The sequence below is a fragment of the Sphingomonas sp. genome (assembly GCF_025353885.1).
Taxonomy (GTDB): Bacteria; Pseudomonadota; Alphaproteobacteria; order Sphingomonadales; family Sphingomonadaceae; genus Sphingomonas_O.
This window is the reverse complement of the sequence record NZ_JANXNX010000013.1, coordinates 43,415-69,399: the sequence shown is the minus strand read 5'-3', so window position 1 is coordinate 69,399 and position 25,985 is coordinate 43,415. Positions and strand designations below refer to the sequence as shown.

Here is a 25,985-nt window from a genome sequence, read left to right as displayed (position 1 = left end):
GTTTAGCACCGCCTGTCACGATGCCGACACCAATGGCGCGCAATGGCCAAGTTTACGGAGTGACCACCATGATCTGGATTGATCGCCGCCAGCTTATCGCGACATCCGCCTTTGGCCTGGGTGGGTTGATGCTGCCCGGCGGCGCGCTGTTTGCGCAGATGCTGTCTGCCGCGCGCGGCTTTACCCATAATGTGGCAAGCGGCGAACCGGCGAGCGATTCGGTACTGTTGTGGACGCGGTTCGTTGGCGGTGGCGACAGCGCCCACGTCAGGGTCGAGGTTTCTGAAACGCCGGATTTTGCCCGCATCGTCTCGGGTGGCGAGATGATCACGGGGCCGTGGCGCGACTGGACGACGAAGATCACCGTCGATGGCCTGTCACCGGGGCGCATCTATTATTATCGTTTCGTCGGTCAGGACAGCAGCAGATCGCCCGTCGGCCGGACCAGAACGCTGCCGGTTGGGCACGTCCGGCACTTCGGCATCGGCGTGTTTTCGTGCGCGAACCTGCCCGCTGGTGAATTCAATGCTTATGGTCACGCCGCGGCGCGTGACGACATCGACGTGATGCTGCATCTGGGCGATTATTTGTACGAGAACCGGCGAGTCGGTAATACACTTGCGGCCAGCCCGCGCTGGGACCGTATTCAGCCGCAGACAAAATTGCTGAGCCTGGCCGATTACCGCCTGCGCTATGCCAGCTATCGCATGGAGTCCGCGTTGCAGGCGCTCCACAATCGCCATGCGATGATCCTGTCGATGGATGATCATGAACTGGCCGACGATGCCTGGGAGGGGGGCGCGGTCGATCACTTGCTCGAAGATGGCGACTGGACCATGCGCAAACTGGCCGCGGCTCAGGCCTATCGCGAGTGGTTGCCGGTCGATGACATGCCGTACAAGTCCTATGACATCGGGACGCTGGCGACATTGTTTCGCACCGACACGCGTCTGTTGGCACGGAGCAAATATCCGTCGAGCGCTACGTTGCTGGCGTCGCCCGATGCCCCCGCGGCGCTCGCTGCCTTCAAGGCCGGGGCCTGGCGCGACCCGGCTGCCACGATGATGGGCACCACGCAGGAAAGCTGGCTCGCGCACGGCCTGTGGGCATCCACCGCTGCGCGCAAGCGGTGGCAGGTCGTCGGCGTCGGCACGATCGTCGGCGAAACTTTCATGCCCGCCGAAGCCGCAAGCTGGCTGTCGCCGGATGCTTCGGCTTCGGCCAAACGCTATGTCCCCGCCGGAGTCGCGCTGGCCAATGCCGGTCTTTCGTTCAACTTCGACAATTGGGGCGGGTATCCCGCAGCACGGGCGCGCCTGCTGGGAGCAGCGCAACGCGCCGACGCCAATCTGGTGGTACTGTCCGGCGACAGCCACAACGCCTGGGCTTATGAACTGCGGAACGGCGACGCGCGCGTGGGCGTCGAGTTTGCGGGCCATGCGGTCTGTTCAAACGGCTTTGAAGTGCCAACCAAGGGCACCGACCCGAATGTGATTGCCGCAGCGATGCTCCGCGCCAGTCCGGAACTGAAATGGTGCGACACGTCGAAAAGGGGCTATATGGTGCTGGGCTTGACAGATGCGATGGCGACGAACGAATGGATATTCATGGAAACCGTGGCCATGCCGTCCCTCGCCACGCAACCGTCGCACAGGATGCGCGTTCATGCCGGTGACAGGACGCTGGAAACGATTTAGGAAGTATGCAGTGACCCAGGATCCCGTCGTCATCGTCAGTTTCGCTCGTACTCCTATGGGCGGTTTTCAGGGGGTATTGGGATCTGTCACGGCGACTTCGCTGGGCGCGACTGCGGTCCGGGCGGCGGTCGAACGGGCCGGGATAGCTGGCGCGGACATCGACCAGATATTCATGGGTTGCGTGCTTTCGGGCGGCCTCGGCCAGGCTCCTGCACGGCAGGCCGCACTCGGTGCCGGGTTGCCGCTGTCGGTGGAGGCGACGACCGTCAACAAGATGTGCGGGTCGGGGATGCAGGCGACGATCATGGCGCACGACGCGCTGTTGGCGGGGAGCGCCGACTATATCGTGTCCGGCGGCATGGAATCGATGTCGAATGCGCCATACCTGATGGCAAAACACCGTAGCGGCGCGCGCATGGGGCATGACGTCATCAAGGATTCGATGTTTCTTGACGGTCTTGAAGACGCTTACGAACCAGGTCGCGCAATGGGATCGTTTGCTGAAGAAACCGCCGGCGAATACCAGTTCACGCGCGCCGCGCAGGACGATTTCGCCTTGCGCTCGCTCAGTCGCGCGAAAGACGCAATCGCTTCAGGCGCCTTTGCCGACGAAATCGTGGCCGTCGAGGTCGCCGGTCGATCGGGCAACACAATCGTCAACACCGACGAGCAGCCCGGCAATGCCCGACCCGAGAAAATTCCGACGCTGAAGCCTGCTTTCGCAAAGGATGGCACGATCACCGCCGCCAATGCCTCGTCGATTTCCGACGGAGCCGCCGCGCTGGTCCTGACGCGCGAGTCGACGGCCAGGGAGCGGGGGTTGTCGCCGGTTGCCCGCATCGTTGCCCATGCCGCGCATGCCCATGAACCCGCCAAGTTCACCACCGCACCGGTGCCCGCAATCCGCAAGCTGCTGGCCAAGGCGGGCTGGACCATCGACGATGTCGACCTGTTCGAAGTCAATGAAGCCTTTGCCATCGTTGCCATGATCGCGGCGCAGGAACTGGGCATCCCCGCCGAAAAGCTGAACGTCAACGGCGGTGCCACCGCGCTCGGTCATCCCATTGGTGCGTCGGGCGCACGCATCCTGACGACGCTGGTGTCGGCGCTGCAGGCGCGGGGACTGAAACGCGGTGTTGCCGCCCTGTGCATCGGTGGCGGCGAAGCGACGGCCATGGCGGTTGAACTCATCTGATCTCAGAGGTCGCCTCGATCGTTCGGGATGGCGAACGGGCTGCGCTGGTAACGGCGCTGCAACGGGTTGCCGCGGGTGACCGCGGGGCCCTGCAGGACGTCTATCGGCGGACGTCGGCGAAACTATACGGGGTCTGTCTCCGTATATTTCCCGATACCGACGAAGCGGAGGACGCGTTGCAAGACGCTTTTATCAATGTGTGGCAAAAGGCAGGATCGTTCGATCCGGCGCGGGCAAGCCCGATTACCTGGCTTGTTGCGCTCACCCGTAACAAGGCGATCGACCGGCTGCGCGCGCGCGGGCGGCGCGTCATGGCTCCCATCGAGGCAGCGGACAATGTTGCCGACGAACGGCCAGATGCAGAAACCTGCCTGATCGGCGCGCAGGCCGATGCGCGGATCCTCGCCTGCATCGATGTTCTGCCGACTGGCGATGCAACTTTGATCCGAACCGCGTTCTTCGATGGGTCGACCTACGCCGACATCGCCGAGCGCGCGGGTACGCCGCTTGGCACGATCAAGAGCCGCGTCCGCCGGGCGCTGTTGAAACTGCGCGAATGCCTGGCGTGACCGACGACGACGACATTCTTGCCGGTGAATTTGCACTGGGACTGCTTGATGCGCAGGACAGCGATGCGGTACTGGCGCGCGTGCAGTCGGACGCCGTGCTGTCGCTGCGCATCGCGTGGTGGCGCGATCAGCTGGCGCCCTTGGTTGCGGAAGCCGAAGTACTGCCGCCCGAACGGCTGTGGGCAAGGATCGAAGCCCAGTTGCCGGTTAACGACAACAGTGCCACTCTCGTGCGTCGCTGGCGTGCTTTGGCGGTCGGTGCGACGGGCGTTGCGGCGGCATTGATGATTTTTGTCGGGACGCGTTTGCCGGTGCCACTTGCCGCCCCGGCTCCACAAGCTGCGCGCTCGACACCGATGGTTGCGACATTGTCAGGGGATCATAGCCCCGCGGTCGTCATGGTGGGTTATGACGGTAGCACTGGCCGCATGATGATTGCCCCTAATGCGCTAAACGCCGGATCCGGCGATGCCGAACTCTGGATTATTCCCGAGGACGGCAAGCCGCGTTCGATGGGCATTATAGATGTTAAGGCACCTGCGGGCCATTCGGTGCCGATGGAGCGCCGGACGTTTGTTCATCCCGGCGCGACTTTTGCTATCACTCTTGAAACCCGAGGGGGGTCGCCGACCGGCTTGCCCACCGGATCGATTATTGCCTCGGGAAAAATAATCAGCGTCTGAGCCGGACCGCTGCATCCATGTGTCGGCGTCGCGCGTATCTCTCCGCAGACAGATCGCTTCACAAAGGATGCGACTGCGCTCAGGAAATAAAGGACGCCTCAATGAAAAAGCTTACATTCCTCGCCGCACTGGCGATCACTGCCGTCGCCGTTCCCGCCGTCGCCAAGAATCCGATGGTTGGTGGTGCCGCGATGTATCCGACCAAGAACATCGTCCAGAACGCCGTTAATTCGAAGGATCACACCACGCTGGTCGCTGCCGTAAAGGCTGCCGGATTGGTTGATACGCTGTCGGGTCCGGGTCCGTTCACCGTTTTCGCGCCAACCAACGCTGCGTTCGCCAAATTGCCTGCTGGCACTGTCGACACGCTGGTAAAGCCTGAGAATAAGGGCACGCTCACCTCGATCCTGACGTATCACGTCGTTGCCGGTCGCATGACAAGCGCCGATATTGCCAAGGCAATCAAGGCCGGCAAGGGCAAGGCCGTGTTGACGACCGTGCAGGGTGAGCCGCTGACTGCCTCGATGATGGGTTCGAAGCTGATGCTGACCGACGCCAAGGGTGGTAAGTCGATGGTTAAGATCGCCAACGTCATGCAGTCGAACGGCGTGATCCACGTTGTCGACACCGTGCTGATGCCATAATCTAGCGTTACGCTGATCGGCCCCGCCCCCATTTTAGAGGGGGGCGGGGCCACTGGCGGGTTGAAACTTTCGAAATCGGCTGCTACCCGCGCCGTAACGCCACCGCTTTGTAGCGCGTGGCGATTCTTTTTTGTGAATTCGGAGCCGACCTCTTTTATGCAAATCATCGTGCGCGACAACAATGTCGACCAGGCGCTGCGGGCGCTGAAAAAGAAGCTGCAGCGCGAGGGTGTGTATCGCGAGATGAAGCTCCGTCGTCACTATGAAAAGCCTTCGGAAAAGCGTGCGCGCGAACGTGCTGCCGCTGTCCGTCGCGCCCGCAAGCTCGAGCGCAAGCGCGCCGAGCGCGACGGCGTTCGGTAAACATTATGTCTGAAATCACCGCCGTGCCGCTCCGCCCCGTCCAAAAGGGCACGATGACGCGGCTGTGGATCGGAGTTGCCGCGGCGGTTCTGGTTGCTGGCGGCATTGCCTGGGCAGGAACGGCGAAAGTGGTTGCGACCACCGGCACCGCCGAACAGTTTCTCAGTTGGCATTCGGGGCGCACCGGCGTCACGACTACCCCATCGGGGCTTCAGTATCAGGTCGTGGCCAAAGGCCGGGGCGCAATGCCGACCGACGCCGACGTCGTGCTGGTGAACTACAAAGGATCGCTGCGTGATGGATCGATCTTCGATCAGGCGGAGCGCGCGCCGTTCCCGGTAACCGGTGTCGTGCCCGGTTTTTCCGAAGCGCTGAAGCTGATGAACAAGGGCGCGAAATACCGTTTCTGGATTCCGCCAGCGCTTGGCTATGGCGAGACTTCGCCTGACCCGAAATTGCCTGCGCATTCGGTACTGGTATTCGACGTTGAGCTGATCGATTTCAAGAATGCCGCCGAAGTGCAGGCGCAAATGCAGCAGATGCAGGCGCAGCAGGCGCGGGCTCAACAGTCTCAGGGGCAACAGGCTCCCGGCGGCCCGGTTCCTGGAATGGCGGGTGGTTTGGCAGGCGGTCCTCCTTCGGGACATTAATCGGCGGGGTTTACGGCGGGATCGTTCGACCTGACTACCTCCAGGTATCCCGCGTTGCTACGCCGCGGGCGGCTCTATCTCACCGGCGTTTTCCGCTGCCTTCTTCGACCCGCGTTCCAGCCCGACCTTGACCATTGCCACGATCGGGTCCGCGAACATCAGGCCCAGTAATCCGAACAGCGCGCCCAGCAGCAACTGCGCCCCCAGCACCAGTGCGGGGGCCAGATCGACCGACTTTTTGGCGACCGTCGGCACGACCAGGTAACCGTCGACAGTCTGCACCACGGCATAGACGCAAAATGCGTAGACGCCCGCGTTCCAGCCGCCCGAAAAACCGACCACCGTAATCAGCACGCCCGATACGATCGCGCCGATATTGGGCAGGAACGCCAACAGTCCGGTCAACACGCCCAGCAGCGCGGCCATCGGGATTCCGCCCGCCCACAACAGCAGCCAGACACCAACGCCTTCGACCGACATGCCGACCAGCCGACCCGCCATCAGACGGCGCAGGGTGTGGCCCATTGCCGACATCGTTTCGTAGAAACTGGCACGACTGCGGACCGGGAACATCCATGCAACACCACGTTCGTATAGCCTCGGCTCGACGGCGAGAAAGATACCAATCACGGCGATCATCACGCCGCTGGTCAACGCACCGGCCGCCGTGCCCAAGGCCGACGTCACGCGCCCGATCGACCCCATGATCTGCTTGCCGATCTCGCCAGCGCCGCCGGCACTTTCGAGCAGGTGATACACCCGCGCCCAGGCGAGCAGCTTGTTGATTTGTGTCGTTACGACACTGGTCAGCGTTTCGGCCTGCGCGGTCAGTTCGCTTCCTGCCAGCATGACCACCCAGACCAGGAATGCGACAACGCCGAGCACAACAATCAGCAATCGCCAGCCCCGCCCGATTTTCAGCACGCGGCCCAGCAGCCGGGTGCCGCCGTCGAGCATCGCTGCAAAAACGACGCCGCCGAAGATGATCAGCAGCGGCTGCGACAGTAATGCGACCAGCCCGACGGCCACCGCCATGCCAATCCACACGCCCGCCCGTTTCAGTTCCTGCCGCACGAACGGATCGCGCAATTCGTTGGGACCGGGCGCTTCGGCGCGCTTTTCGGGGGCGATAACGGTTTCGCTCATCCGGCGGTCCTTTGTGGGTGCAGGGAATTCCCGGCGCGCGAGCCCCGCAGTGCCGTTAGCCAACTGACCGGGTTCCACCACTGGCTCGACCCGTCGAGCGAGAAGGTGAGGAATTCGGCCCGTCCGCCGATATTCTCCCAGGGCACCGGGCCGCCAAGACCCCGATTTTCGATCGATACGCGGCTGTCAGCGGATCGGTCGCGGTTGTCGCCCATCACGAACACGCGGTCGGCGGGAATTTTGATCGCGGCATAGTCATCGACGCGCCAGTCGTAACCGAGGTCCACGGTATCGAAACTGCGCCCGTTGGGCAGAGTCTCACGCACGATGGGCAACTGACAATATTCCAATCCATCACCGCCCCGTATTTTGCGACCCGGATAATCGGAGTCGCTGCAGGGCTGGTTGGCGTCCACCGGGACGCGCCGCTCGCCCATCTCGACCCGCTTCACCGGCTTGCCGTTCAGGATAACCGTGCCGCCGCGCACTTCCAGAGTGTCGCCAGGCAGGCCGATGACGCGCTTGATATAGTCTTCCTGGCTTCCTGGCGGCGTGATGATCACAACGTCGCCGCGTTCGGGAAGGCTTCCCAGAATGCGGCCCTTCATAAACGGCAGAAGGTGGAACGTCGCCGAGACATAGGACCAGCCATAGGGAAATTTGGTCACCACCAGCCGGTCGCCGACCAGTAATCCGGGCACCATCGATTCGCTGGGAATGTAGAAGGGCTTGGCGACAAAACTGTGGAACCCCAACACGGCCAGGACCAGCCAGAATATACCGCGCATCTCGCCCAGCCAGTCGGTTCTGGCTTTCACCGGCACGATTTCGTCACCGGATGTCAGGTCTGTCGTGGGGATGGGAGTCACGCGGGCACTTTCATACAGGCAACTTCATACTGGCAACGCCTCGATGATGACAAAGGCCTGTGCCCATGGGTGATCATCGGTCAGCGTCACGTGAATATGGCCTACATACCCTGCAGGAATCAGGGCGTCGAGGCGCTCCTTTGCCCCGCCGGTCAGCGCCAACGTCGGCGCACCCGAAGGCGCATTGACGACGCCGATGTCCTTCATGAACACGCCGCGCTTGAAGCCGGTTCCGACCGCCTTTGAAAATGCCTCTTTGGCAGCGAACCGCTTGGCATAGGTCCCTGCGCGGGTGAACGGCCGACGCTCGGCCTTGCTACGCTCGACAACGGTGAACACCCGGTTTTCAAACCGCGCCCCGAACCGGTCGAGCGACGCCTGGATGCGTTCAATATTGCACAGATCAGAACCGAGGCCGATGATCATCGCCTGGCGCTCATTATTACTCGGCCCGTCATCGCGCAGCGTCCATGAGCGCGCGCATGTGGGCAACACTGCCCGCCAGCCCGCCAAAGATCGCCTCACCGATCAGGAAATGACCGATATTCAGCTCGGCGAGCTGCGGGATCGCCGCGATCGGCGCAACATTGTCGAAGGTCAGGCCATGTCCCGCGTGCGGCTCGATGCCGTTCTTGACCGCCAGCGCCGTGGCATCGGCAATGCGCCCCAGTTCTGGCGCGCGCGATTGTTCGGTCAAATGGGCGTAACGACCGGTGTGGAATTCGACGACGGGGGCCTTCAGGCGAATTGCCGCCTCGATCTGGCGTGGATCAGGTTCGATGAACAGGCTGACCCGGATGTTGGCAGACAGCAACCGGTCGATAAAAGGCAACAGGTGGTTATCCTGTCCCGCCGCGTCCAGCCCGCCTTCGGTCGTGCGCTCCTCGCGTCGTTCGGGCACGATGCACGCGGCATGGGGACGGTGCTTCAGTGCGATGGCCAGCATCTCGTCGGTCGCCGCCATTTCCAGGTTGAGCGGCAGGTCAATTTCGCCCATCAACCGCGCAATATCCTCGTCGCGGATGTGCCGCCGGTCCTCGCGCAGGTGTGCGGTGATGCCGTCGGCCCCCGCCTCCGCCGCGATGCGCGCCGCCAGGACGGGGTCGGGATGATCCCCCCCGCGCGCGTTACGAATGGTCGCGACATGATCGATGTTGACACCCAGCCGGAGTTTCATGGCCACGCGCGTCATGCCGCCCTGCTCCCCGGCTTTACGGCTGGAACGGCGGCGAGTTCGGGCGGCAGGGCGTCGGTGGGGTAGGTCGGTACCGACAGCCGGATCAGCGGAAAGAATGGCACGCCAAGGTCGGCGGTCCCGTCCGACCGGTCGACCAGCGCCGCTGCGGCAACCACGACCCCACCAGCACGACCGATGGCGGCAATCGCTTCGCGTGAGGATAGGCCGGTGGTGACGACATCTTCCATCATCAGCACGCGCTGGCCGGACTTTAGCCGGAACCCACGCCGCAATTCGAACACGCCCTCCGGCCGTTCCAGGAACAGCGCCTCGACACCTAGCGCGCGCGCCATCTCATGCCCGGCAATGATGCCCCCCATGGCGGGCGACACGACGATATCGATCTTCAGGTCATGGGGTAGTTTAGCAACCAGCGCCTCGGCCATTCGCGCGCCACGCCTGGGATCGGCCAGCACGCGCGCACATTGCAGGTAACGCCCGCTGTGCAGCCCCGACGACAGGATGAAATGCCCCTCCAGCAACGCTTCGGCGGCGCGGAATTCGTCGAGTATTTCGTCGTCGGTCACGGCAGTGGGGTCCTCTGATGTCGATGTCGCTGATACGTCTGCCGGTCGAGCGTGACAACGCCGCTGTCGCTGGTTCGCGAAAAACGCGGTATCTCTCTCTTGAGACTGGCGGAAACCGGGCGTATAGCGCAGCGCATCGGGGCCGCGCTATTCCGCAGCATCGCCTCACAGTTCAGGGATTTCGCAGCTGCGATGAATGCCATCAAGACAGTAATTTTCGCCCTTGGCCTCGCATTGGCCCCTGCGGCAATCGCGCAATCTCCGGTCATCGCGCCACCGGCTTCGGTGCCTGTCGCTACGCCCGAATCGGCGACGTCTGCGTCGGCCGCGCCAGCGGCGGCCCCGGTTGCCAAGGCACCCGACATCGCGCGCACCGCTCCTGATGCCACGATCGGACAGCCTGTTCCGATGGGTTATGAAATTCAGCAGCAAGTGACGCCGATCGGCAAGCGCGCCGTCTGGATGCACAATGCGCTGCTGATTCCGATCATTACGGTCATCAGCCTGTTTGTCCTCGTGCTGCTGTTCTGGGCGTCGTATCGCTACCGCCAGAAGGCAAATCCGATCCCTTCGAAGGTGTCGCACAACACCCTGATCGAGGTGATCTGGACGGTGGTTCCGGTGTTGATTCTGTTGATCATCGTCTTTCCGTCGATCAGCCTGCTTGCGGCCCAGTATAAACCTGTCGGCAAGGATGCGCTGACGATCAAGGCAATCGGCAATCAGTGGTATTGGACTTACGAATATCCCGACAACGGCGGTTTCGAACTGGTCTCGAACATGCTGCCCGACGCGCAGGCGAAGGCCAATGGCGAACCCCGCCTGCTGGCCGTCGACAACCGCGTCGTCGTGCCGGTCGGTACGCCGATCCGCCTGCTGGTTACTTCGAACGACGTGATCCACGCCTGGTATGTCCCCGCGTTCTGGACACAGATGGATGCGGTCCCGGGCCGCGTGAATGAAGCCTCGTTTACCGTCGAGCGACCCGGCGTCTATTATGGCCAGTGCAACAACATCTGCGGCGCGCGACACGGCTTTATGCCAATCGCGGTCCAGGCGGTCAGCCCTGCTGATTTCGCGCAATGGGTCGCGGCGCGCGGTGGTACGCCAAAGGGTGCCAAGCCTGCCGCTCCCGTCACTGCACCGGCGACCGCTGCTGCAACTCCAATTCCGGCGCCTGCCGCCGCACCCGTGACCAAGGGTTAAGCCAATGACTGATATCGCCCTCACTCCGAATGCCCACGCTTTTCAGGCGCATGCGGACGACCATCACCACGATGCCGATCACAAGCCGGCCTTTTTTGCCCGTTGGTTCATGTCGACCAACCACAAGGACATCGGCACGCTGTACCTGATCTTCGCGATTTTCGCTGGGATCATCGGCGGCACGATCTCGGGCATGATGCGGCTCGAACTTGCGCACCCCGGTATCCAGTATTTGACGGGCTGGGTCGGCACCGGCAAGAGCCTCGACGAGGCCTATCACCTGTGGAACGTTCTGATAACTGCCCATGGCCTGATCATGATCTTCTTTATGGTCATGCCCGCGATGATCGGCGGTTTCGGCAACTGGTTCGTGCCGATCATGATCGGCGCCCCCGACATGGCGTTCCCGCGCATGAATAATGTTTCGTTCTGGCTGCTGGTGCCGTCGTTCATGCTGCTGCTCGGCTCGACCTTCGTGTCGGGGGGTACGGGAATGGGCGCTGGCGTCGGCTGGATCCTGTATCCGCCCTTGTCGACCACGGGTTCGGCAGGGCCTGCGATGGACATGGCGATCCTGTCGATGCATCTGGCAGGTGCGTCGTCGATCCTCGGTGCCATCAACTTCATCACGACGATCTTCAACATGCGTGCGCCGGGCATGACCCTGCACAAGATGCCGCTGTTCGTCTGGTCGATTCTCGTCACCGCATTCCTGCTTTTGCTCGCACTTCCCGTGCTGGCAGCGGCGATCACGATGCTGCTGACTGACCGTAACTTCGGCACGACCTTCTTCGATCCGGCCGGTGGCGGTGATCCGTTGCTGTACCAGCATTTGTTCTGGTTTTTCGGCCATCCCGAGGTCTACATCATGATCCTGCCCGGCTTCGGCATGGTGAGCCAGATCATCTCGACCTTTTCGAAAAAGCCCATCTTCGGCTATCTCGGCATGGTCTATGCGATGGTCGCGATCGGCGCGGTCGGATTTATCGTTTGGGCACACCATATGTTCACCAGCGGCCTGTCGGGCAATGTGAAGCTCTATTTCACGGCGGCGACGATGGTCATTGCGGTTCCGACCGGCATTAAAATCTTTTCGTGGATCGCGACGATGTGGGGCGGTTCGATCAGCTTCAAGGTGCCGATGATGTGGTCGCTGGGCTTCATCTTCATGTTCACCGTCGGCGGCGTGACCGGCGTCGTTCTCGCCAACGCGGGGATCGATACCTACATGCACAACACCTACTATGTGGTCGCGCATTTTCATTATGTGTTGTCACTAGGCGCGGTGTTTTCGCTCTTCGCCGGTTTCTATTACTGGTTCCCGAAAATGAGCGGAAAGATGCTCAATGAACCACTCGGCCACATCCATTTCTGGGGTTTCTTCATCGGCGTGAACATCCTGTTCTTCCCGATGCATTTTCTTGGGCTGGACGGCATGCAGCGCCGCATTCCGGACTATACCGACGCGCTGTCGTACTGGAACTACATCGCTTCGGTTGGCTATGCGATCATGGCGCTGTCGATGGTGGTGTTCTTTATCAACCTGTTCTGGTCGATGTTCGCGGGCAAGAAAGCAGGCGACAGTCCGTGGGGCGAAGGCGCGACAACGCTCGAATGGACGTTGCCAAGCCCGCCGCCGTATCACCAGTTCGAAACGCTGCCCCGGATCGGGTAACGCGCTTAACCCTCGACCCCCTTTCGTCCTCGCACGAAAGGGGGCTTTGAAGCAGCCCAATGACCCCTATCTCGATCAAGCTCGCGACCCCCGCCCAATCTCTGAGCCAGTCTCCGGCGCTTCCGGCTGAATGGCATGACTTTCTGGCGCTGACCAAACCGCGCGTGATGGTGCTGGTCGTCTATACCGGTATCATCGGCATGCTGATGGCACCGGTCACACTTCCGACCGTGCTGAGTTTCACCGCGATCCTTTGCATTGCGCTCGCGGCAGGCGCCTCGGGCGCGCTCAATCAGTGGTACGAGGCCGACATCGACGCGCTGATGAAGCGGACGATGAAGCGTCCGCTGCCCGATGGTCGCATGGACGCGCAGTCGGCACTGCATTTCGGGGTCGGGTTGGCGGGTTTCGCCGTCCTGACGATGGGCTTTGCGCTCAACTGGTTGGCAGCGGGCATCCTGCTCGGGTCGATCCTGTTCTACGTCATCATCTATACCGTCTGGCTGAAGCGCCGGACGCCACAAAACATCGTCCTCGGTGGTGCGGCGGGTGCCTTTCCGCCGCTGATTGGATGGGCCGCTGCGACCGGGCAAATCTCGCTGCTCCCCATCCTGATGTTTGCGCTCGTTTTCTTCTGGACACCGCCGCATTTTTGGTCGCTGGCGCTGTTCATGGAGGCTGATTACGGCGCGGCGGGGGTGCCGATGATGCCCAACGTCGCGGGCGAACGCGCGACGCGCCGCCAGATCGTGCTCTACACCGTGCCGATGGCGGTGTGCGCCGTTGCCCCGTGGGCGCTCGGCATGACGGGTTTGGTCTATGGTATGTCAGCAATCGTTCTGACGGCGATTTTTGCGGCGATGGCTTTGCGTGTGGCAAGGCGGCGCAGCGATGCGGCGATGAAGCCCGAACGCCAGCTTTTCAAATATTCGATCCTGTATCTATTCGCGCTGTTCGGCGTGTTATTGGTGGACAAACTTGTATGACCGACCCCGTTGGCGCATCCGATCCCGAAGCCAACCGCGTTGAATTCGACCGGCGGCGCAAGTCACGGTCGATCGTCACGGGCCTGATCCTGGGCGGTGTCGTCGTCCTGTTTTACCTGATCACGATCGCCCGGATCGGCAGTTGAGCGTATTGGCACTCGACCCGCGCCGTCGCACGGCGTTTTTCGCGGCCTTTGTCGGACTGGCGATGCTGGGGCTGGGCTATGCCGCGGTCCCACTTTACCGATTGTTCTGCGTGGCGACCGGTCTGAACGGCACGACGCAGCGCTCGGCCAACGGCGAGACACCGGGGGCGTTGGAAGGCAAAACTGTCCAGATACGGTTCGATGCAAACCATTCGCCCTATCTGCCCTGGGCCTTCAAACCCGAAATCGCATTGCAGACCGTGACCATCGGCGCGCGCAACATGGCCTTTTTTACCGCGACCAACAACTCAACGCGCGCGATCACCGGGACCGCGACCTATAACGTCACGCCGGTCAGCGCCGGTCTGTATTTCACGAAGATCCAGTGCTTCTGTTTTACCCAGCAGACGTTGCAGCCCGGCGAAACAGTACGCATGCCGGTCATATTCTACGTCGATCCAAAGATCCTGAAAGACCCGGAAACGAATGATATCGCCGAAATTACGCTTAGTTACACATTCTACCCGGTGGACGAGACGAAGAAGGCGGGTTAATCGCCGCATTCGAAGATCACCCCGACGAACAGGGATTTAGACGTCATGGCTGGTGCCAAGAACCACGAATATCATATCCTGCCGCCAAGCATCTGGCCGCTGATCGGTGCTTTTTCCGCGTTTATCATGGCTGCGGGCGGCATTATGTGGATGCACACTCAACCGTTTGGCGGGCCGGTGTTCTTTCTGGGCGTCGCGGGCGTTGCCTATGTCTTCTACAGCTGGTGGGCTGACGTCATTCGGGAAGCGAAGGCTGGTGACCACACCCCCGTCGTGTCGCTCCACCTGCGCTATGGCATGATCCTGTTCATCGCGTCCGAGGTCATGTTCTTCGTCGGCTGGTTCTGGGCGTGGTTCGACTTTGCGCTGTTCCCCTCGACCATCGAGGCGGTCGGTGGCCAGTGGCCGCCAAAGGGCGTCGAAGTCGTCGATCCGTTCGGCTTCCCGCTGCTCAACACGCTGATCCTGCTGTGCTCGGGCACGACCGTGACATGGGCGCATCATGCATTGATCCACGGTGACCGCAACGGCCTGAAAAAGGGGTTGTGGGCAACGATCCTGCTCGGCATGCTGTTCTCCAGCATTCAGGCCTATGAATATTTCCACGCCCCTTTCGCGTTCAAGGGGCTGAACTATGGCGCGGCATTCTTCATGGCAACCGGCTTTCACGGGTTTCACGTGCTGGTCGGGACCATCTTCCTCGCCGTCTGCCTGAAACGCACCTACAATGGCGATTTCACGCCACGCCAGCATTTCGGGTTCGAGGCTGCGGCCTGGTACTGGCATTTCGTCGATGTCGTATGGCTGTTCCTGTTCGTCGCCATCTATGTCTGGGGCGGATGGGGGGCACCGATTCACGGCGGTTAAGATCGCCGACATCGCACCTTCGATGAGTCGGGCGGCGCTTCGGGGATTATGTCCCCGTTGCGGCGCCCGAACCTTATATGTCGGCCTGCTAAAGATGGCCCCTGCGTGCCGCGCCTGCGGACTTGACCTGACGACCTTCAATGTCGGTGACGGCGCGACCGTGTTCGGGACCATGATCGTCGGCGGCCTGATTGTGATCGGCGGGGTGACGATGCAAGTCCTGTACGATCCGCCGCTCTGGCTGCAGCTTTCGATCTGGCTCCCGGTTGCGACGCTCGGTGTGCTGGTCTTTCTTCGCGTCGCTAACGCGGCATTGCTGTATGCCGAATATTGCAACGCCGCGCGCGAGGGGCGCATTCAGAAATGAAACGTATTCCCATCGTTGCGACGGTCTTGGTTGCTCTTTGTGTCGCAGCGATGATCGGGCTCGGCGTCTGGCAGCTTCATCGAGCGACGTGGAAGGAAGCGCTGATCGCGCGCTATGCGGCCAACCGCAGCCTGCCACCAATGGCCTTTCCGCGACTGGCGCCCGTGCCCGACGATGCCATGTTTCGCAAGTCGCAAGTCAATTGCCTGCGCGTCGTCGGCTGGAGCACCGAGGGTGGGGTCACCCCATCCGGACAGGCCGGTTACCGCCATATTGCCGCCTGTTCGACCGGGGCGGAGGGGCCGGGCGCACTGGTCGATGCCGGGGTCGCTGCGGACCCGCAGTTCAAACCGTCGTGGCAGGGGGGCCTGGTCGACGGCATCATCACGACCGAGCCGCAACATGTCAGCCTGATCGGCAAGCTGTTCGGCCACCCCGTCCCGCCGCGCCCGATGTTGGTCGCCGACCGCCCCGCGCCCGGCCTTGCCGCCAGCGCGCCGCCCAGCACCGACGAAATTTCAAATAATCACATTGCTTATGCGGTGCAGTGGTTCCTGTTCGCAGGCGTTGCGGCGGTGATTTATGGGATTGCCCTGCGGCGCAGGATGACGCCTCCAGTCACGCCGCCCTCACCCTGACTAACGGGCGATCCCGCCGGCTGCCAGCACCGCCAGCGTTACAAGTTCGCTCGCCGTCGACGACATCGTCGCGATCTGGACGGGCTTTTCCATCCCGATCAGCATCGGCCCGATGACCGCGTCGCCGCCCAGTTCCCTCAACAGTTTTGCGCTGATATTGGCCGATTGCAGCCCTGGCATGATCAACACGTTCGCCGGACCCGACAGGCGGCTAAACGGATAGTTGGCCATCACCTTGGGATTGAGCGCCACGTCGGGTGACATCTCCCCCTCGAACTCGAAGCCGACCCCGCGCCGTTCCAGAATCGCGACCGCCTCGCGCAATGGTTCCAGCCAGTTGCCCGGGGGATTGCCGAACGTCGAATAGCTCAAGAATGCGACGCGGGGTTCATGGCCCATCGCCCGCGCGACCGCCGCTGTGCCCTCTGCAATGTCGGCGAGTTCTTCCGACGTCGGCCGTTCGTTGACCGTCGTATCCGCCATGAACACCGTATGGCTTTGCCCAACCAGGACATGAACACCGAAGGGTGTGCGACCCGCTGCTGGATCCAGCACGCGGCGAACGTCGCGGATCGACTGCGCATATGTTCGCGTGACGCCGGTGATCAGCGCATCGGCTTCACCCATCTTCAATAACAATGAGGCGAATATGTTGCGATCCTGATTGACCAGCCGCTCGCACTCGCGCCGCAAATAGCCCCGCCGCTGCAACCGCTCGTAAAGCTTGTCGACCATCGCGGGTACGAGTGGCGAGTTGCGGCTGTTATGAACCTCGAACGTCTCGGGCTTGTCGACGCCCAGCGCACTCAGGCGCTCATGGACGTCGTCGCGCCCGACCAGCACGGGAATGCCATAGCCGCCGTCACGAAAGGCGATTGCCGCGCGGAGAACAACTTCTTCTTCGCCTTCGGCAAACACCACCCGCTTGGGGTGCGCGCGCGCACCCTCATAGGCGAGGCCGAGGACCGATGTGGTCGGGTTCAATCGGCTGCGCAGCGAATGGCGATATTCATCCATGTCGAGGATCGGCCGGGTCGCGACGCCGGAATCCATTGCCGCCTGCGCGACCGCCGCCGACACGATTTCCATAAGACGCGGATCGAACGGGGCAGGGATGATATAGTCGCGCCCAAAGGCGGAGGTCCGCCCGCCATAGGCCGCCGCCACTTCCTCGGGCACCTGCTGGCGCGCCAGTTCGGCGATGGCATAGGCCGCCGCGATCTTCATTTCCTCGTTGATGGCAGTCGCCCGCACGTCGAGCGCGCCGCGAAAGATGAACGGAAAGCCCAGCACGTTATTGACCTGGTTCGGATAATCCGAACGCCCGGTCGCGATGATGCAGTCGGGGCGCACCGCCTTGGCATCGGGGGGCGTTATTTCGGGGTCGGGATTGGCCATCGCAAAGATGATCGGGTTCTTGGCCATTTTCTTCAGGAAGGCCGGGGTCAGCGCCCCCGCTGCCGACAGTCCCAGGAAAATGTCCGCGCCGTCAAGCGCTTCCTCCAGCGTCCGGCAGTCGGTCTTTGCCGCATGTGCCGACTTCCACTGGTCCATGGACTTTTCACGACCCTGGTAGATAACGCCGCTGCGGTCGCACATGATGACGTTGTCGGGCCGCACGCCCATCGCCTTCATCAGCGCGGTGCAGGCAATGGCCGCCGCGCCTGCACCGTTGACGACGACCTTGACGTCCTTCAGTTCACGACCGGTCAGGAACACGGCGTTGATCAGCCCGGCCGCGCTGATGATCGCGGTGCCATGCTGGTCGTCGTGCATGACCGGAATCTTCATCCGCTCCTTCAGCGCCTGCTCGATGATGAAGCATTCGGGTGCCTTGATATCTTCAAGGTTGATCCCGCCGAAGGTCGGCTCCATCAGCGCGACCGCATTGATGAACGCTTCCGGATCCTCGGTATCAAGTTCGATGTCGATCGAATCGACGTCGGCAAAGCGTTTGAACAGGACCGCCTTGCCCTCCATGACCGGTTTGGAGGCCAGCGCGCCAAGGTTGCCGAGGCCGAGGATTGCGGTGCCGTTGGAAATCACGGCGACCAGATTGCCCTTCGCGGTATAGTCGTATGCCGTTGCCGGGTCGGCGGCGATGGCGCGCACCGGAACCGCGACGCCCGGGGAATAAGCCAGCGACAGGTCGCGCTGCGTTGCCATCGGCTTGGTCGCGACGATCTCGATTTTGCCGGGCCGCCCTTCCGAATGGAACAACAGGGCTTCGCGGTCCGAAAACTGGACGTTGGATTCCTCGGACATATCTTCCCCCAATAATGTGATTCGGATGCGACCGACGATTTCGCCCTCTCTAGGGGAGGGCGACCGCCAAGCCAACCGTTTCGCTGGGGCCCGGTCATCCCGACCACGGAGAACGGGCTGCCAAGAAACATCCTTCGCGGTTCGGAAATCTCTGTGTATCGATGCGCGGACAATGGCGACCGTACCCGCATCACAACCCACCCCGATGATGGCGCAATATCTGGGCCTGAAAGCCGAAGCAGCCGATTGCCTGCTGTTTTACCGGATGGGCGACTTTTTCGAACTGTTTTTCGACGATGCGCGCGCCGCCGCTGCCTGCCTGGACATCGCGCTGACCTCACGCGGGGAACATGAGGGCGTCAAGATCCCGATGTGCGGCGTGCCCGTCCATGCCGCCGACGCCTATCTGGCGCGGCTGATCCGGGGCGGCCACCGCGTCGCTATCGCCGAACAAGTCGAATCTCCCGCGGCAGCAAAGGCGCGGGGCGGCAAGACGCTGGTCGCGCGCGCCATCGTTCGCGTCGTCACGGCGGGCACGCTGACCGAAGACAGTTTGCTGGACGCCAAATCCTCGAACTGGCTGGTCGCGGTGGCGCAGGTCGGCGGCATTCTCGCCATTGCCGCGGCCGACATCTCGACCGGTCGCATGGAACTGTCGGAAGTGAGCCCGGATGCGCTGGACGCCGAACTGGCGCGGCTGGGGGCAGCCGAGATAGTCGTGCCGGAGGGCGCGGGGCTGGTCGGCATCGCCCGCCCCCGCGCGTCGTTCGACAGTGCCAAAGGCGAAGCCGCGCTGAAACAGTTGCACGGTGTCGCCACGCTCGACGGCTATGGCAATTTCTCGCGCGCCGAACTGGCTGCAGCGGGCGGGCTGCTGTCCTATCTCGATCATGCGGGAAAGGGGACATTGCCGTTCCTTGCTGTCCCGGTCCGGCGGGGGGCGGGCGACCATCTCGCCATCGACGCCGCCACGCGCGAAAGCCTCGAACTCACAGCCACACCATCGGGCCGGGCGGGCAGTTTGCTCGATTGTATCGACCGCACGGTGACGGGGGCGGGGGCGCGGCTGCTCGGCAGCGACCTGTCCGCACCGTTGATGGACCGCGCGGCCATCGACGACCGGCTGAATCTGGTTTCGCACTGGGCCGCCGACGCGCGCGCGCGCGAGGGTTTACGGACCACACTCCGCGGCCTGCCCGACCTTGCGCGCCCCCTTGCCCGCCTGTCGGCGGCGCGCGGCAGTCCCCGTGACCTCGCCCATTTGCGCGACGGCTTGGCAAAGGCCTGGGAGTTGAGCGAACGCCTGTGTCGGATCGACCAGCCCCCGGCGCTGCTCGCCAACCTGCTGCCGCGCCTTTCCGGACATAGTGCGCTGATCGACGAACTGACGCGCGCGATCGTCGAAAATCCCTCGATCGATGCTGCCCAAGGCAATTACATCGCACCCGGCTATGACGCCGGGCTGGACGAACTGCGCGATGCAGGCGGCATGGGACGGCGCGAAATTGCCACGCTGGAGGCGCGGTTCAGGCGCGCCACCGGCATTGCCACGCTGAGGATCAGGCACAACGGCGTGCTGGGCTATCACATCGAAGTGCCTGCCCGCTCCGCCGATCCGTTGATGGTCGTGGGTTCGGGCTTTACCCATCGCCAGACGCTCGCCGGAGTGGTGCGGTTCAACGCGCCCGAATTACATGAAATTGCCCTGAAAGTCACGCAGGCCGGTGCCCATGCGCTTGCCGCCGAGGCTGCGCATTTCGAGGAGCTGACCGCACGCGCGCTGGCGTCGGCCGTGGCGATCAGTGCCACCGCCGATGCGCTCGCCCGGCTGGACGTGGCCGCCGCCAATGCCGAATGTGCCGTGGAACTGAATTGGTGTCGTCCGACGCTGGTTGCGCATCCCTGTTTCGAAATCACCGGCGGCCGGCATCCGGTCGTCGAAGCCGCAGTTGCCAGATCGGGTGGGCGCTTTGTCGCCAACGATTGCGCCCTGTCGGCCAGCGATCGGCTGTGGCTCGTCACCGGTCCCAATATGGGCGGCAAATCGACCTTCCTGCGGCAGAATGCACTGATCGCCGTGATGGCCCAGGCCGGATGCTTCGTGCCCGCAACGACCGCCATCCTCGGGCTGGTCGACCGCCTGTTCAGTCGCGTCGGCGCGTCGGATAATCTGGCGCGTGGCCGTTCGACTTTCATGGTCGAGATGGTCGAGACGGCCGCGATTCTGGCGCAAGCCACCGACCGGTCGTTCGTCATCCTAGACGAGGTCGGGCGCGGGACATCGACCTACGACGGTCTGGCGATTGCTTGGGCGGTGGTAGAGGCGGTGCATGAGGTCAACCGATCGCGCTGCCTGTTCGCAACGCATTATCACGAATTGACACGGCTTGCCGAAAAGCTGGGAAGCCTGTCGCTCCACAATGTTCGCGCGCGCGAATACAAGGGCGACCTGGTGCTGCTCCACGAAGTCGCCAGCGGTCCCGCCGACCGCAGCTATGGCATCGCGGTGGCGCGACTGGCAGGCATGCCGGCCGCCGTCCTGTCGCGCGCGAAGTCGGTGCTGGCCAAGCTGGAGGCGGGGCGTGCGGCGACCGGTGGACTGGCCGCCGGGCTCGACGACCTGCCGTTGTTTGCAGCGCTGGTGGAGGAAACGCCGACCGACCCGTTGCGCGAGACGCTCTCAGAGATTCATCCCGATACGCTCAACCCCAGGGAGGCGCTCGAAGCGCTTTACCGGCTAAAGGCGATCGACGGAAGCTGACCTTTTTGCCCTTTCCCCTGAAGGGGCGAGGGAACGGACCGTCCAATTCAGTCACCTCGGCGCAGGCCGGGGCCTGTACGGGCGTCCGAAAGATACGGTGCCAAAACTCTCACCAGCTTTCCATAGTAAACCGCCGCGGCCTAAATCCGTGCCCCGGCCTTCCACAGCCTAAAGGCAATCCGCTGCATGGCGACATCATGCGGGTGCTTTTCCACACCCTTGTCGGCATAGTGCGAACCAGTGTCCGACGCGACCTGATCGGGGTAAATGTCACCGATATAAACGTATTTCCCGCCTGCTTTCTCGCATTCAGACTTGATGACGTAATCGGTGGCGACGTGGTGCCAGAAAGTGGACAGACAATAGAACGATCCGCTTTGCTTAACCATATCCAGCAAGGTCGCGAACGTGCCTCGGAAACGATAAAGCTGCGCTGGGTTCAGCACACTGATATTATCGCCAAGCTGGACCACTGTCACATCCGGCCTGCCTGCCATAATGGGCGCAATCGAAGCGATATTGAGCGCCGCCCCGTGCGCGTCAGTCTCGAACGGGTAGAAATTGCGGACGTAGGACTCGGCAGGCGACGCCCCGATCTTTTGCAGCAGCAGATGCGCATAGTCATGCTTCAGGTCCGACGCGGCCATACCATTTGCCCGCGCCCAACCAATCGCGGACTTGGGAGCATGCAGCGTGATGCTGTTGCCAATGATTGCGACGCGGACCCTGCCATCCTGTCCCTGAGCCGCTTGCTCTGTGAAGTCCGACGCGGACGGCGACGATGCCAAGCTGCACGCCGAAAGGGACAGGGCCGCGACAAGCGCCAAGCCGAACCGTGCCATGTCGTCATCCCCCACAACCCTTCCGGTCGTTTTGCCAAGGGTATCGCTCTACTCACTTCCCGCATAGCCAGATTATGCGACCCAGAAAGACACGAAAACGGCCCCGGAGACATGAAGTCCCCGGGGCCGCTCTCTTAGCATTCTACCTGCGCTGTCTGTTACAGGTAGAAATTGCGAAGCACTTCGATGACGCGGCCGGTGCGGATATTGACCAGCAGGACGTCGTTATAGTTCCGCACCCAGCGCTGATTATAGGCGGGGCGGGTCAGGCGATACCGACCGTAATCGTTGATGTAATTACGGGGCGCATAATAGCCCGAGGTGATGCGGATCCCGGGGCTGAAAGCGCGATAGCGGTTGGGCGAATTCCAGCTTCCCCGCGAATATAGATCGCGGTTGGTGTTGCGATACGAACGCCAGTCGTCACGACGCCATTCGCGGCGATCCTGACGAACGTCGTGCCGGTCGTCGCGCAATTCCTGACGCGCGCCTTGCAATTCGCGGCGTTGCTGGTGGACTTCGCGTGGGTCACCCGACTCCCGCGCTTGTTCGACATCGCGCCGTTCCTGGCGAACATCCTGACGATCGCGACGCAATTCGCCGTTCTGGGCCATCGCCGCTGACGGCAGGATTGTGGCGGCCATCAATGCAGTAACAATAAACTTTTTCATGGAAAACTCTCCTCTGTCGTTCCGTGACGACCGCGGAATTAGGAAAGTTGCTATGAACGAACTTCGAACGCTGCTGACAGCTAAATGAAAGGTGTCATGTCACCCAATATCGCTCGCGGAACCATTTCGTGACGACGTTCTTCAGGCCCGCCATGACCGGCAGGCTTTCGTGCAGCGCCTGCGCGTTCACCGCGCCCTGGCGGTCGGTGTTGTTCCACGCCAGCAGCATACCGGTGCGCGGGCTGACGCGCAGCCCGGCGGCGCTGAACCAGGTTTCGCCACCGCTTTCGGGTTCGTCGAGATAGATCATCGCTGTCCACGACCTTTGCCCGCCGCGCTTTTTCTGGTCGATCCAATAATCCTCGCCAACGTGGAAATAGTCGTGATGCGCCTTGAATTGCTGGCCGACGTCATAACGCTGGCCTTGCATCGTCTCTCCCTGTTTGGGTTTCATCCCCATCAGCGCGCAGATGCGGCGGTCGATCATCTCGACGAACGGGTTCCAGCGGTCAAGGTCGCAGCTTTCGCTGGTCCGGAATTCGGCATCGTCGGTTTGCGACAACAGTGCAGATGGCTTGCGGTCAGCATCGATCATCGCGACCAGGCCCCCACATTCCTCCAGCGTCAGGAAATTTTCGTGGACGTACAGCTCAATGCCCTGTCCCGCGACCATCTGGACGGCAGGGTTACGATTCAGGCGCGCGGCGGTGTTGCGGCCGATGTCGGCAAGTCGGTCTGTGGCCATGCCACGTGCGCTAACAAACCGGCCCGGAACCGCCAAGACCCCGGACCGGAAAGTTGATGCGAGAGAACGCCTTTACTGGACGAAGACATCGTAGATCGTATCGACGACATAGCCGGATTCCTCGTCGACCAGCAGCGCGTCGTTATAATATCGTACCCATTGATACGGCGGATAAGCCTCTGGCAAACGATACTCGTACGGGTTGTCGATCCAATAGTCCTGGCTGAACAACAGGCTGTTGAGATAGACTCCGATGCCGAAGCGCTGGTACCCATAGCGATAGCCATAGGGCGACTGGTAACGCGGCAGGCGATAGAAGCTGCGGTTTAACGACCGATAGCTTTGCCAGTTATAACGCTGGTCTCGCCGCCAGTCGCGGTTCCACGATTGGCCGCGCCCCCCATTGTCATGCCAGTCGCGACCACCGTCGTTATGATTGCGCCAGTCGCGACCGCCGTTATTGTTGGCGCGCCAGTCGTTGCCGCGGTTGTTATTGCCGCGCCAGTCCCGGCCGCGATCATTGTCGCGGCCATCGCGAACACTGTCCCGGACACTATCGTGATTACGGTCACGATCCTGCAAGCGGGGGTCGTTGCGGTTGCCCTGCCAGGTGCGAACGCCATCGGTCCGCTGCGGCTGCTGCTGAACCTGTCCTTGTGCAGGGATGCCGTTGTTCCACTGGGATCGCGGCGGGCGACCGCCAACCATTTGTCCTTGCGTAGGACGACCATTGTTCCACTGGCCCTGCGACGGGCGACCGCCGTCATCTGGACCCCGTGGCGGGCGACCGCCCTCATATTGGCCGCGCGGCGCACGACCACCGCCGTATTGACCCTGCGGTCGCTGGCCGGGCTGGAACTGTCCGCCCTGTGGACGCTGGAATTCAGCTTGTGGGGCTCGCTGCGGGGCTGCCTGTTGCTGCTGCTGCTGCTGCGGCTGCTGCGCCTGTGGTTGTGCTGCGGGACGCTCCTGCTGGGCCGGCTGACTGCGATCGCCGCCGCCCCACCGGTAACCGCTGCCGTGACTGCCGCCACCGTTGCCTTGTCCGCGTCCCTCCCGGTGGGCAAGGTCCTCTTGGGCCAGCGCGGGCGATATCGCCACGGCTGCCAGCAATGCTGCTATGATGATCTGCTTACGCATGTTCGTCGCTCCAGGCGGATGCGCGCACCTGATCGTCGCTTCATCCTTGTGCTCACTTAACGCCGTCGCGGGTGAGCCGATCCTTAATCATCCTGTCAGCATATCGAAAGGAATCTATCCCCCAGTGACTGGTGTCAGTCCCGGAACGGCACGCGCGGCGTCGGCGGGCTCGATGCCCGGAGGGGGGGCGGCAACGATCGTGCCTTCCCCACGGATGGCGGCCGCGGCACGATGGATCGCGCGGCGCACGCGGTTATAGGTTCCGCATCGGCACAGGTTGGTGATTGCCGCATCGATATCGGCATCGCTCGGGCGCGGATTGCTTTTCAGCAGCACGGACACCGCCATGATCATGCCGGGCTGGCAATAACCGCACTGGACGACGCCCTCCGCCACCCAGGCTTGTTGCACGGGATGACTGCGGTCGCGGGACAGCGCCTCAATCGTCGTGATGAAACTGCCTTCGACCTGCGCGATACTGACCTGGCACGACCGCACCGCACGCCCGTCGACGTCGACGGTGCAGGCCCCGCAATCGCCGGTCCCGCAGCCATATTTCGTGCCCGTCAGGTTCGACGCGTCGCGCAACGCCCACAACAGGGGGGTCGCGGGGTCGAGCGCATAGCGGATCGGCTGGTTATTGACGGTGAGCGCGGTCATGACGTGGCTATAAACCATCGCTGCGCAGGGGGGAACGCATCGTTTGGTGATCGCCTAGTCGCGCCAGCCCCGGTCGATCTTGTCCACCCGCCGCACCATCGCCGCCAGTTCCGCCACGCCCGTACCGCCGGGTATTGCGGTCTGGTGCAGGTCGCGCTGGTGGACCGCGACCACCGCGTCGGACACGTGGACCGGCTGCCCCATCGCCAGCGTCGCGACCTGGATTTCGCAGGCGCGCTGCAGCGCCCAGTATTTCAGGAACGCCTCCGGCAACGTCCGCCCCATCACCACCGGCCCGTGATTGCGGAGCATCAAGATCGTCTTGTCGCCGAGGTTGCGCATCAGGTTGACCCCCTCCTCGTCGCGCACCGTCACGCCTTCGAAATCATGATAGCCGATCTGCCCCATGAAATTGCAGGCATAGAAATTGGTCGGCTGCAATCCGCCCTCCAGCGCACACACCGCCATGGTCGCGGTGGTGTGCGTGTGTATGATCGCATGGGCGTGGGGCAGGTGGCGATGGAACAGCGCGTGCTGGACAAAGCCCGCCCGGTTGACGTGCCACGGATTGTCGGCGTCCAGCTTGTTGCCGTCGATGTCGATCTTTACCAGGCTGGTCGCGGTCACTTCGCTGAAGTGCATGCCATAGGGATTGATCAGGAATTCGCCCCCGTCCCCGGGTAGCTTGACGGTGATATGGTTGAAGATCAGCTCGTCCCAGCCAAGCATTGCGAACACCCGGTAACACGAGGCCAGTTCCTGTCGCGCCGCCCATTCGGCATCGCTCATCGCCCGGTTTTTCAGCGCCGTCGCCATCGCAAGCTCTCCTCAGCCGTTGTTTTGCCGATCATGCCATGAATTGGCATTTGTCGTCCACCGCCT

The 25,985-nt window shown here is 62.5% G+C and carries 28 protein-coding genes; 16 read left to right on the top strand and 12 right to left on the bottom strand.

Annotated features, from left to right (window positions below):
• Positions 1–68 precede the first annotated feature (68 nt).
• The 7 genes from Q0R02_RS01970 (at position 69) to Q0R02_RS01940 (ending at position 5,801) form a co-directional block, all read left to right on the top strand.
• A complete protein-coding gene (locus Q0R02_RS01970; RefSeq protein WP_293880322.1) occupies positions 69–1,697 on the top strand; it encodes an alkaline phosphatase in 1,629 nt (542 codons plus the stop codon).
• A gap of 10 nt (positions 1,698–1,707) precedes the next feature.
• Positions 1,708–2,892: an acetyl-CoA C-acyltransferase gene (locus Q0R02_RS01965; RefSeq protein ID WP_293880320.1), complete on the top strand. Its 1,185-nt coding sequence runs from the start codon at positions 1,708–1,710 to the stop codon at positions 2,890–2,892.
• Positions 2,889–3,461, top strand: a complete 573-nt coding sequence (locus tag Q0R02_RS01960) for a sigma-70 family RNA polymerase sigma factor (RefSeq protein ID WP_367271409.1) — start codon at positions 2,889–2,891, stop codon at positions 3,459–3,461. The genes Q0R02_RS01965 and Q0R02_RS01960 overlap by 4 nt, the downstream gene beginning before the upstream one ends.
• Positions 3,458–4,144 carry an anti-sigma factor gene (locus Q0R02_RS01955; RefSeq protein ID WP_293880318.1) on the top strand — a complete coding sequence of 229 codons (687 nt, stop codon included), beginning with the start codon at positions 3,458–3,460 and terminating at the stop codon, positions 4,142–4,144. Before Q0R02_RS01960 ends, Q0R02_RS01955 begins: the two co-directional genes overlap by 4 nt.
• 101 nt (positions 4,145–4,245) lie before the next feature.
• Complete coding sequence (locus tag Q0R02_RS01950; RefSeq protein WP_293880316.1) at positions 4,246–4,788, top strand: fasciclin domain-containing protein; 543 nt, start codon at positions 4,246–4,248, stop codon at positions 4,786–4,788.
• A gap of 156 nt (positions 4,789–4,944) precedes the next feature.
• Positions 4,945–5,151 (top strand): 30S ribosomal protein S21, encoded by a 207-nt coding sequence (gene rpsU, locus Q0R02_RS01945; RefSeq protein ID WP_121153087.1) that lies wholly within the window; start codon positions 4,945–4,947, stop codon positions 5,149–5,151.
• 5 nt (positions 5,152–5,156) lie between these two features.
• Positions 5,157–5,801, top strand: a complete 645-nt coding sequence (locus tag Q0R02_RS01940) for an FKBP-type peptidyl-prolyl cis-trans isomerase (protein WP_293880313.1) — start codon at positions 5,157–5,159, stop codon at positions 5,799–5,801.
• 57 nt (positions 5,802–5,858) lie between these two features.
• Here Q0R02_RS01940 and Q0R02_RS01935 read toward each other — a convergent pair whose 3' ends face one another.
• Genes Q0R02_RS01935 through pyrE form a run of 5 tightly spaced genes read right to left on the bottom strand, consistent with a single transcriptional unit; the run spans position 5,859 to position 9,580 of the window.
• On the bottom strand, positions 5,859–6,947 hold the full coding sequence (locus Q0R02_RS01935; RefSeq protein WP_293880312.1) for an AI-2E family transporter: 1,089 nt from the start codon (positions 6,945–6,947) through the stop codon (positions 5,859–5,861).
• Positions 6,944–7,807 (bottom strand): signal peptidase I, encoded by an 864-nt coding sequence (gene lepB / locus Q0R02_RS01930; protein ID WP_293880341.1) that lies wholly within the window; start codon positions 7,805–7,807, stop codon positions 6,944–6,946. Before lepB ends, Q0R02_RS01935 begins: the two co-directional genes overlap by 4 nt.
• A gap of 33 nt (positions 7,808–7,840) precedes the next feature.
• A complete protein-coding gene (gene acpS, locus Q0R02_RS01925) occupies positions 7,841–8,242 on the bottom strand; it encodes a holo-ACP synthase (RefSeq protein ID WP_293880311.1) in 402 nt (133 codons plus the stop codon).
• Between the two features lie 28 nt (positions 8,243–8,270).
• Positions 8,271–9,008 (bottom strand): pyridoxine 5'-phosphate synthase, encoded by a 738-nt coding sequence (locus Q0R02_RS01920; RefSeq protein ID WP_293880310.1) that lies wholly within the window; start codon positions 9,006–9,008, stop codon positions 8,271–8,273.
• Complete coding sequence (pyrE, locus tag Q0R02_RS01915; RefSeq protein ID WP_293880309.1) at positions 9,005–9,580, bottom strand: orotate phosphoribosyltransferase; 576 nt, start codon at positions 9,578–9,580, stop codon at positions 9,005–9,007. The genes Q0R02_RS01920 and pyrE overlap by 4 nt, the downstream gene beginning before the upstream one ends.
• A gap of 51 nt (positions 9,581–9,631) precedes the next feature.
• On the opposite strand from pyrE, the gene coxB reads away from it, so the two are divergent.
• From coxB to Q0R02_RS01875, 8 genes are all read left to right on the top strand, one after another.
• Positions 9,632–10,786, top strand: a complete 1,155-nt coding sequence (gene coxB, locus Q0R02_RS01910) for a cytochrome c oxidase subunit II (RefSeq protein ID WP_367271408.1) — start codon at positions 9,632–9,634, stop codon at positions 10,784–10,786.
• Positions 10,787–10,790: 4 nt separating this feature from the next.
• The gene (gene ctaD / locus Q0R02_RS01905) at positions 10,791–12,461 is read left to right on the top strand and encodes a cytochrome c oxidase subunit I (protein ID WP_293880308.1); all 1,671 of its coding nucleotides are present in this window, start codon (positions 10,791–10,793) and stop codon (positions 12,459–12,461) included.
• A 59-nt stretch (positions 12,462–12,520) separates the two neighbouring features.
• Positions 12,521–13,447, top strand: a complete 927-nt coding sequence (locus Q0R02_RS01900; RefSeq protein ID WP_293880307.1) for a heme o synthase — start codon at positions 12,521–12,523, stop codon at positions 13,445–13,447.
• Complete coding sequence (locus Q0R02_RS01895) at positions 13,444–13,593, top strand: hypothetical protein (RefSeq protein ID WP_293880305.1); 150 nt, start codon at positions 13,444–13,446, stop codon at positions 13,591–13,593. The genes Q0R02_RS01900 and Q0R02_RS01895 overlap by 4 nt, the downstream gene beginning before the upstream one ends.
• A gap of 5 nt (positions 13,594–13,598) precedes the next feature.
• Positions 13,599–14,147, top strand: coding sequence for a cytochrome c oxidase assembly protein (locus Q0R02_RS01890; protein WP_293880337.1), 549 nt, complete (start codon positions 13,599–13,601; stop codon positions 14,145–14,147).
• Positions 14,148–14,192: 45 nt separating this feature from the next.
• Complete coding sequence (locus tag Q0R02_RS01885; protein WP_293880303.1) at positions 14,193–15,014, top strand: cytochrome c oxidase subunit 3; 822 nt, start codon at positions 14,193–14,195, stop codon at positions 15,012–15,014.
• A gap of 94 nt (positions 15,015–15,108) precedes the next feature.
• Positions 15,109–15,381 carry a DUF983 domain-containing protein gene (locus Q0R02_RS01880; protein WP_293880301.1) on the top strand — a complete coding sequence of 91 codons (273 nt, stop codon included), beginning with the start codon at positions 15,109–15,111 and terminating at the stop codon, positions 15,379–15,381.
• The gene (locus Q0R02_RS01875; protein WP_293880299.1) at positions 15,378–16,019 is read left to right on the top strand and encodes an SURF1 family protein; all 642 of its coding nucleotides are present in this window, start codon (positions 15,378–15,380) and stop codon (positions 16,017–16,019) included. Before Q0R02_RS01880 ends, Q0R02_RS01875 begins: the two co-directional genes overlap by 4 nt.
• Here Q0R02_RS01875 and Q0R02_RS01870 read toward each other — a convergent pair whose 3' ends face one another.
• Entirely contained in the window at positions 16,020–18,284 is a 2,265-nt protein-coding gene (locus tag Q0R02_RS01870; RefSeq protein WP_293880297.1) for an NADP-dependent malic enzyme, read from the bottom strand.
• A gap of 205 nt (positions 18,285–18,489) precedes the next feature.
• Here Q0R02_RS01870 and mutS point away from each other — a divergent pair, with 205 nt between their 5' ends.
• Positions 18,490–21,045: a DNA mismatch repair protein MutS gene (mutS, locus tag Q0R02_RS01865; RefSeq protein WP_293880336.1), complete on the top strand. Its 2,556-nt coding sequence runs from the start codon at positions 18,490–18,492 to the stop codon at positions 21,043–21,045.
• A gap of 140 nt (positions 21,046–21,185) precedes the next feature.
• On the opposite strand, the gene Q0R02_RS01860 is transcribed toward mutS, so the two are convergent.
• The 6 genes from Q0R02_RS01860 to Q0R02_RS01835 form a co-directional block, all read right to left on the bottom strand.
• Positions 21,186–21,887 carry a hypothetical protein gene (locus Q0R02_RS01860; protein ID WP_293880296.1) on the bottom strand — a complete coding sequence of 234 codons (702 nt, stop codon included), beginning with the start codon at positions 21,885–21,887 and terminating at the stop codon, positions 21,186–21,188.
• Between the two features lie 158 nt (positions 21,888–22,045).
• Positions 22,046–22,558 (bottom strand): RcnB family protein, encoded by a 513-nt coding sequence (locus Q0R02_RS01855; RefSeq protein WP_293880295.1) that lies wholly within the window; start codon positions 22,556–22,558, stop codon positions 22,046–22,048.
• Between the two features lie 94 nt (positions 22,559–22,652).
• Positions 22,653–23,303 carry a 2OG-Fe(II) oxygenase gene (locus Q0R02_RS01850; RefSeq protein ID WP_293880293.1) on the bottom strand — a complete coding sequence of 217 codons (651 nt, stop codon included), beginning with the start codon at positions 23,301–23,303 and terminating at the stop codon, positions 22,653–22,655.
• A gap of 72 nt (positions 23,304–23,375) precedes the next feature.
• Complete coding sequence (locus Q0R02_RS01845; RefSeq protein ID WP_293880292.1) at positions 23,376–24,443, bottom strand: RcnB family protein; 1,068 nt, start codon at positions 24,441–24,443, stop codon at positions 23,376–23,378.
• Positions 24,444–24,557: 114 nt separating this feature from the next.
• Positions 24,558–25,103: a (2Fe-2S)-binding protein gene (locus tag Q0R02_RS01840; RefSeq protein ID WP_293880335.1), complete on the bottom strand. Its 546-nt coding sequence runs from the start codon at positions 25,101–25,103 to the stop codon at positions 24,558–24,560.
• Positions 25,104–25,157: 54 nt separating this feature from the next.
• Complete coding sequence (locus Q0R02_RS01835) at positions 25,158–25,919, bottom strand: class II aldolase/adducin family protein (RefSeq protein ID WP_293880291.1); 762 nt, start codon at positions 25,917–25,919, stop codon at positions 25,158–25,160.
• Between the last annotated feature and the right edge of the window lie 66 nt (positions 25,920–25,985).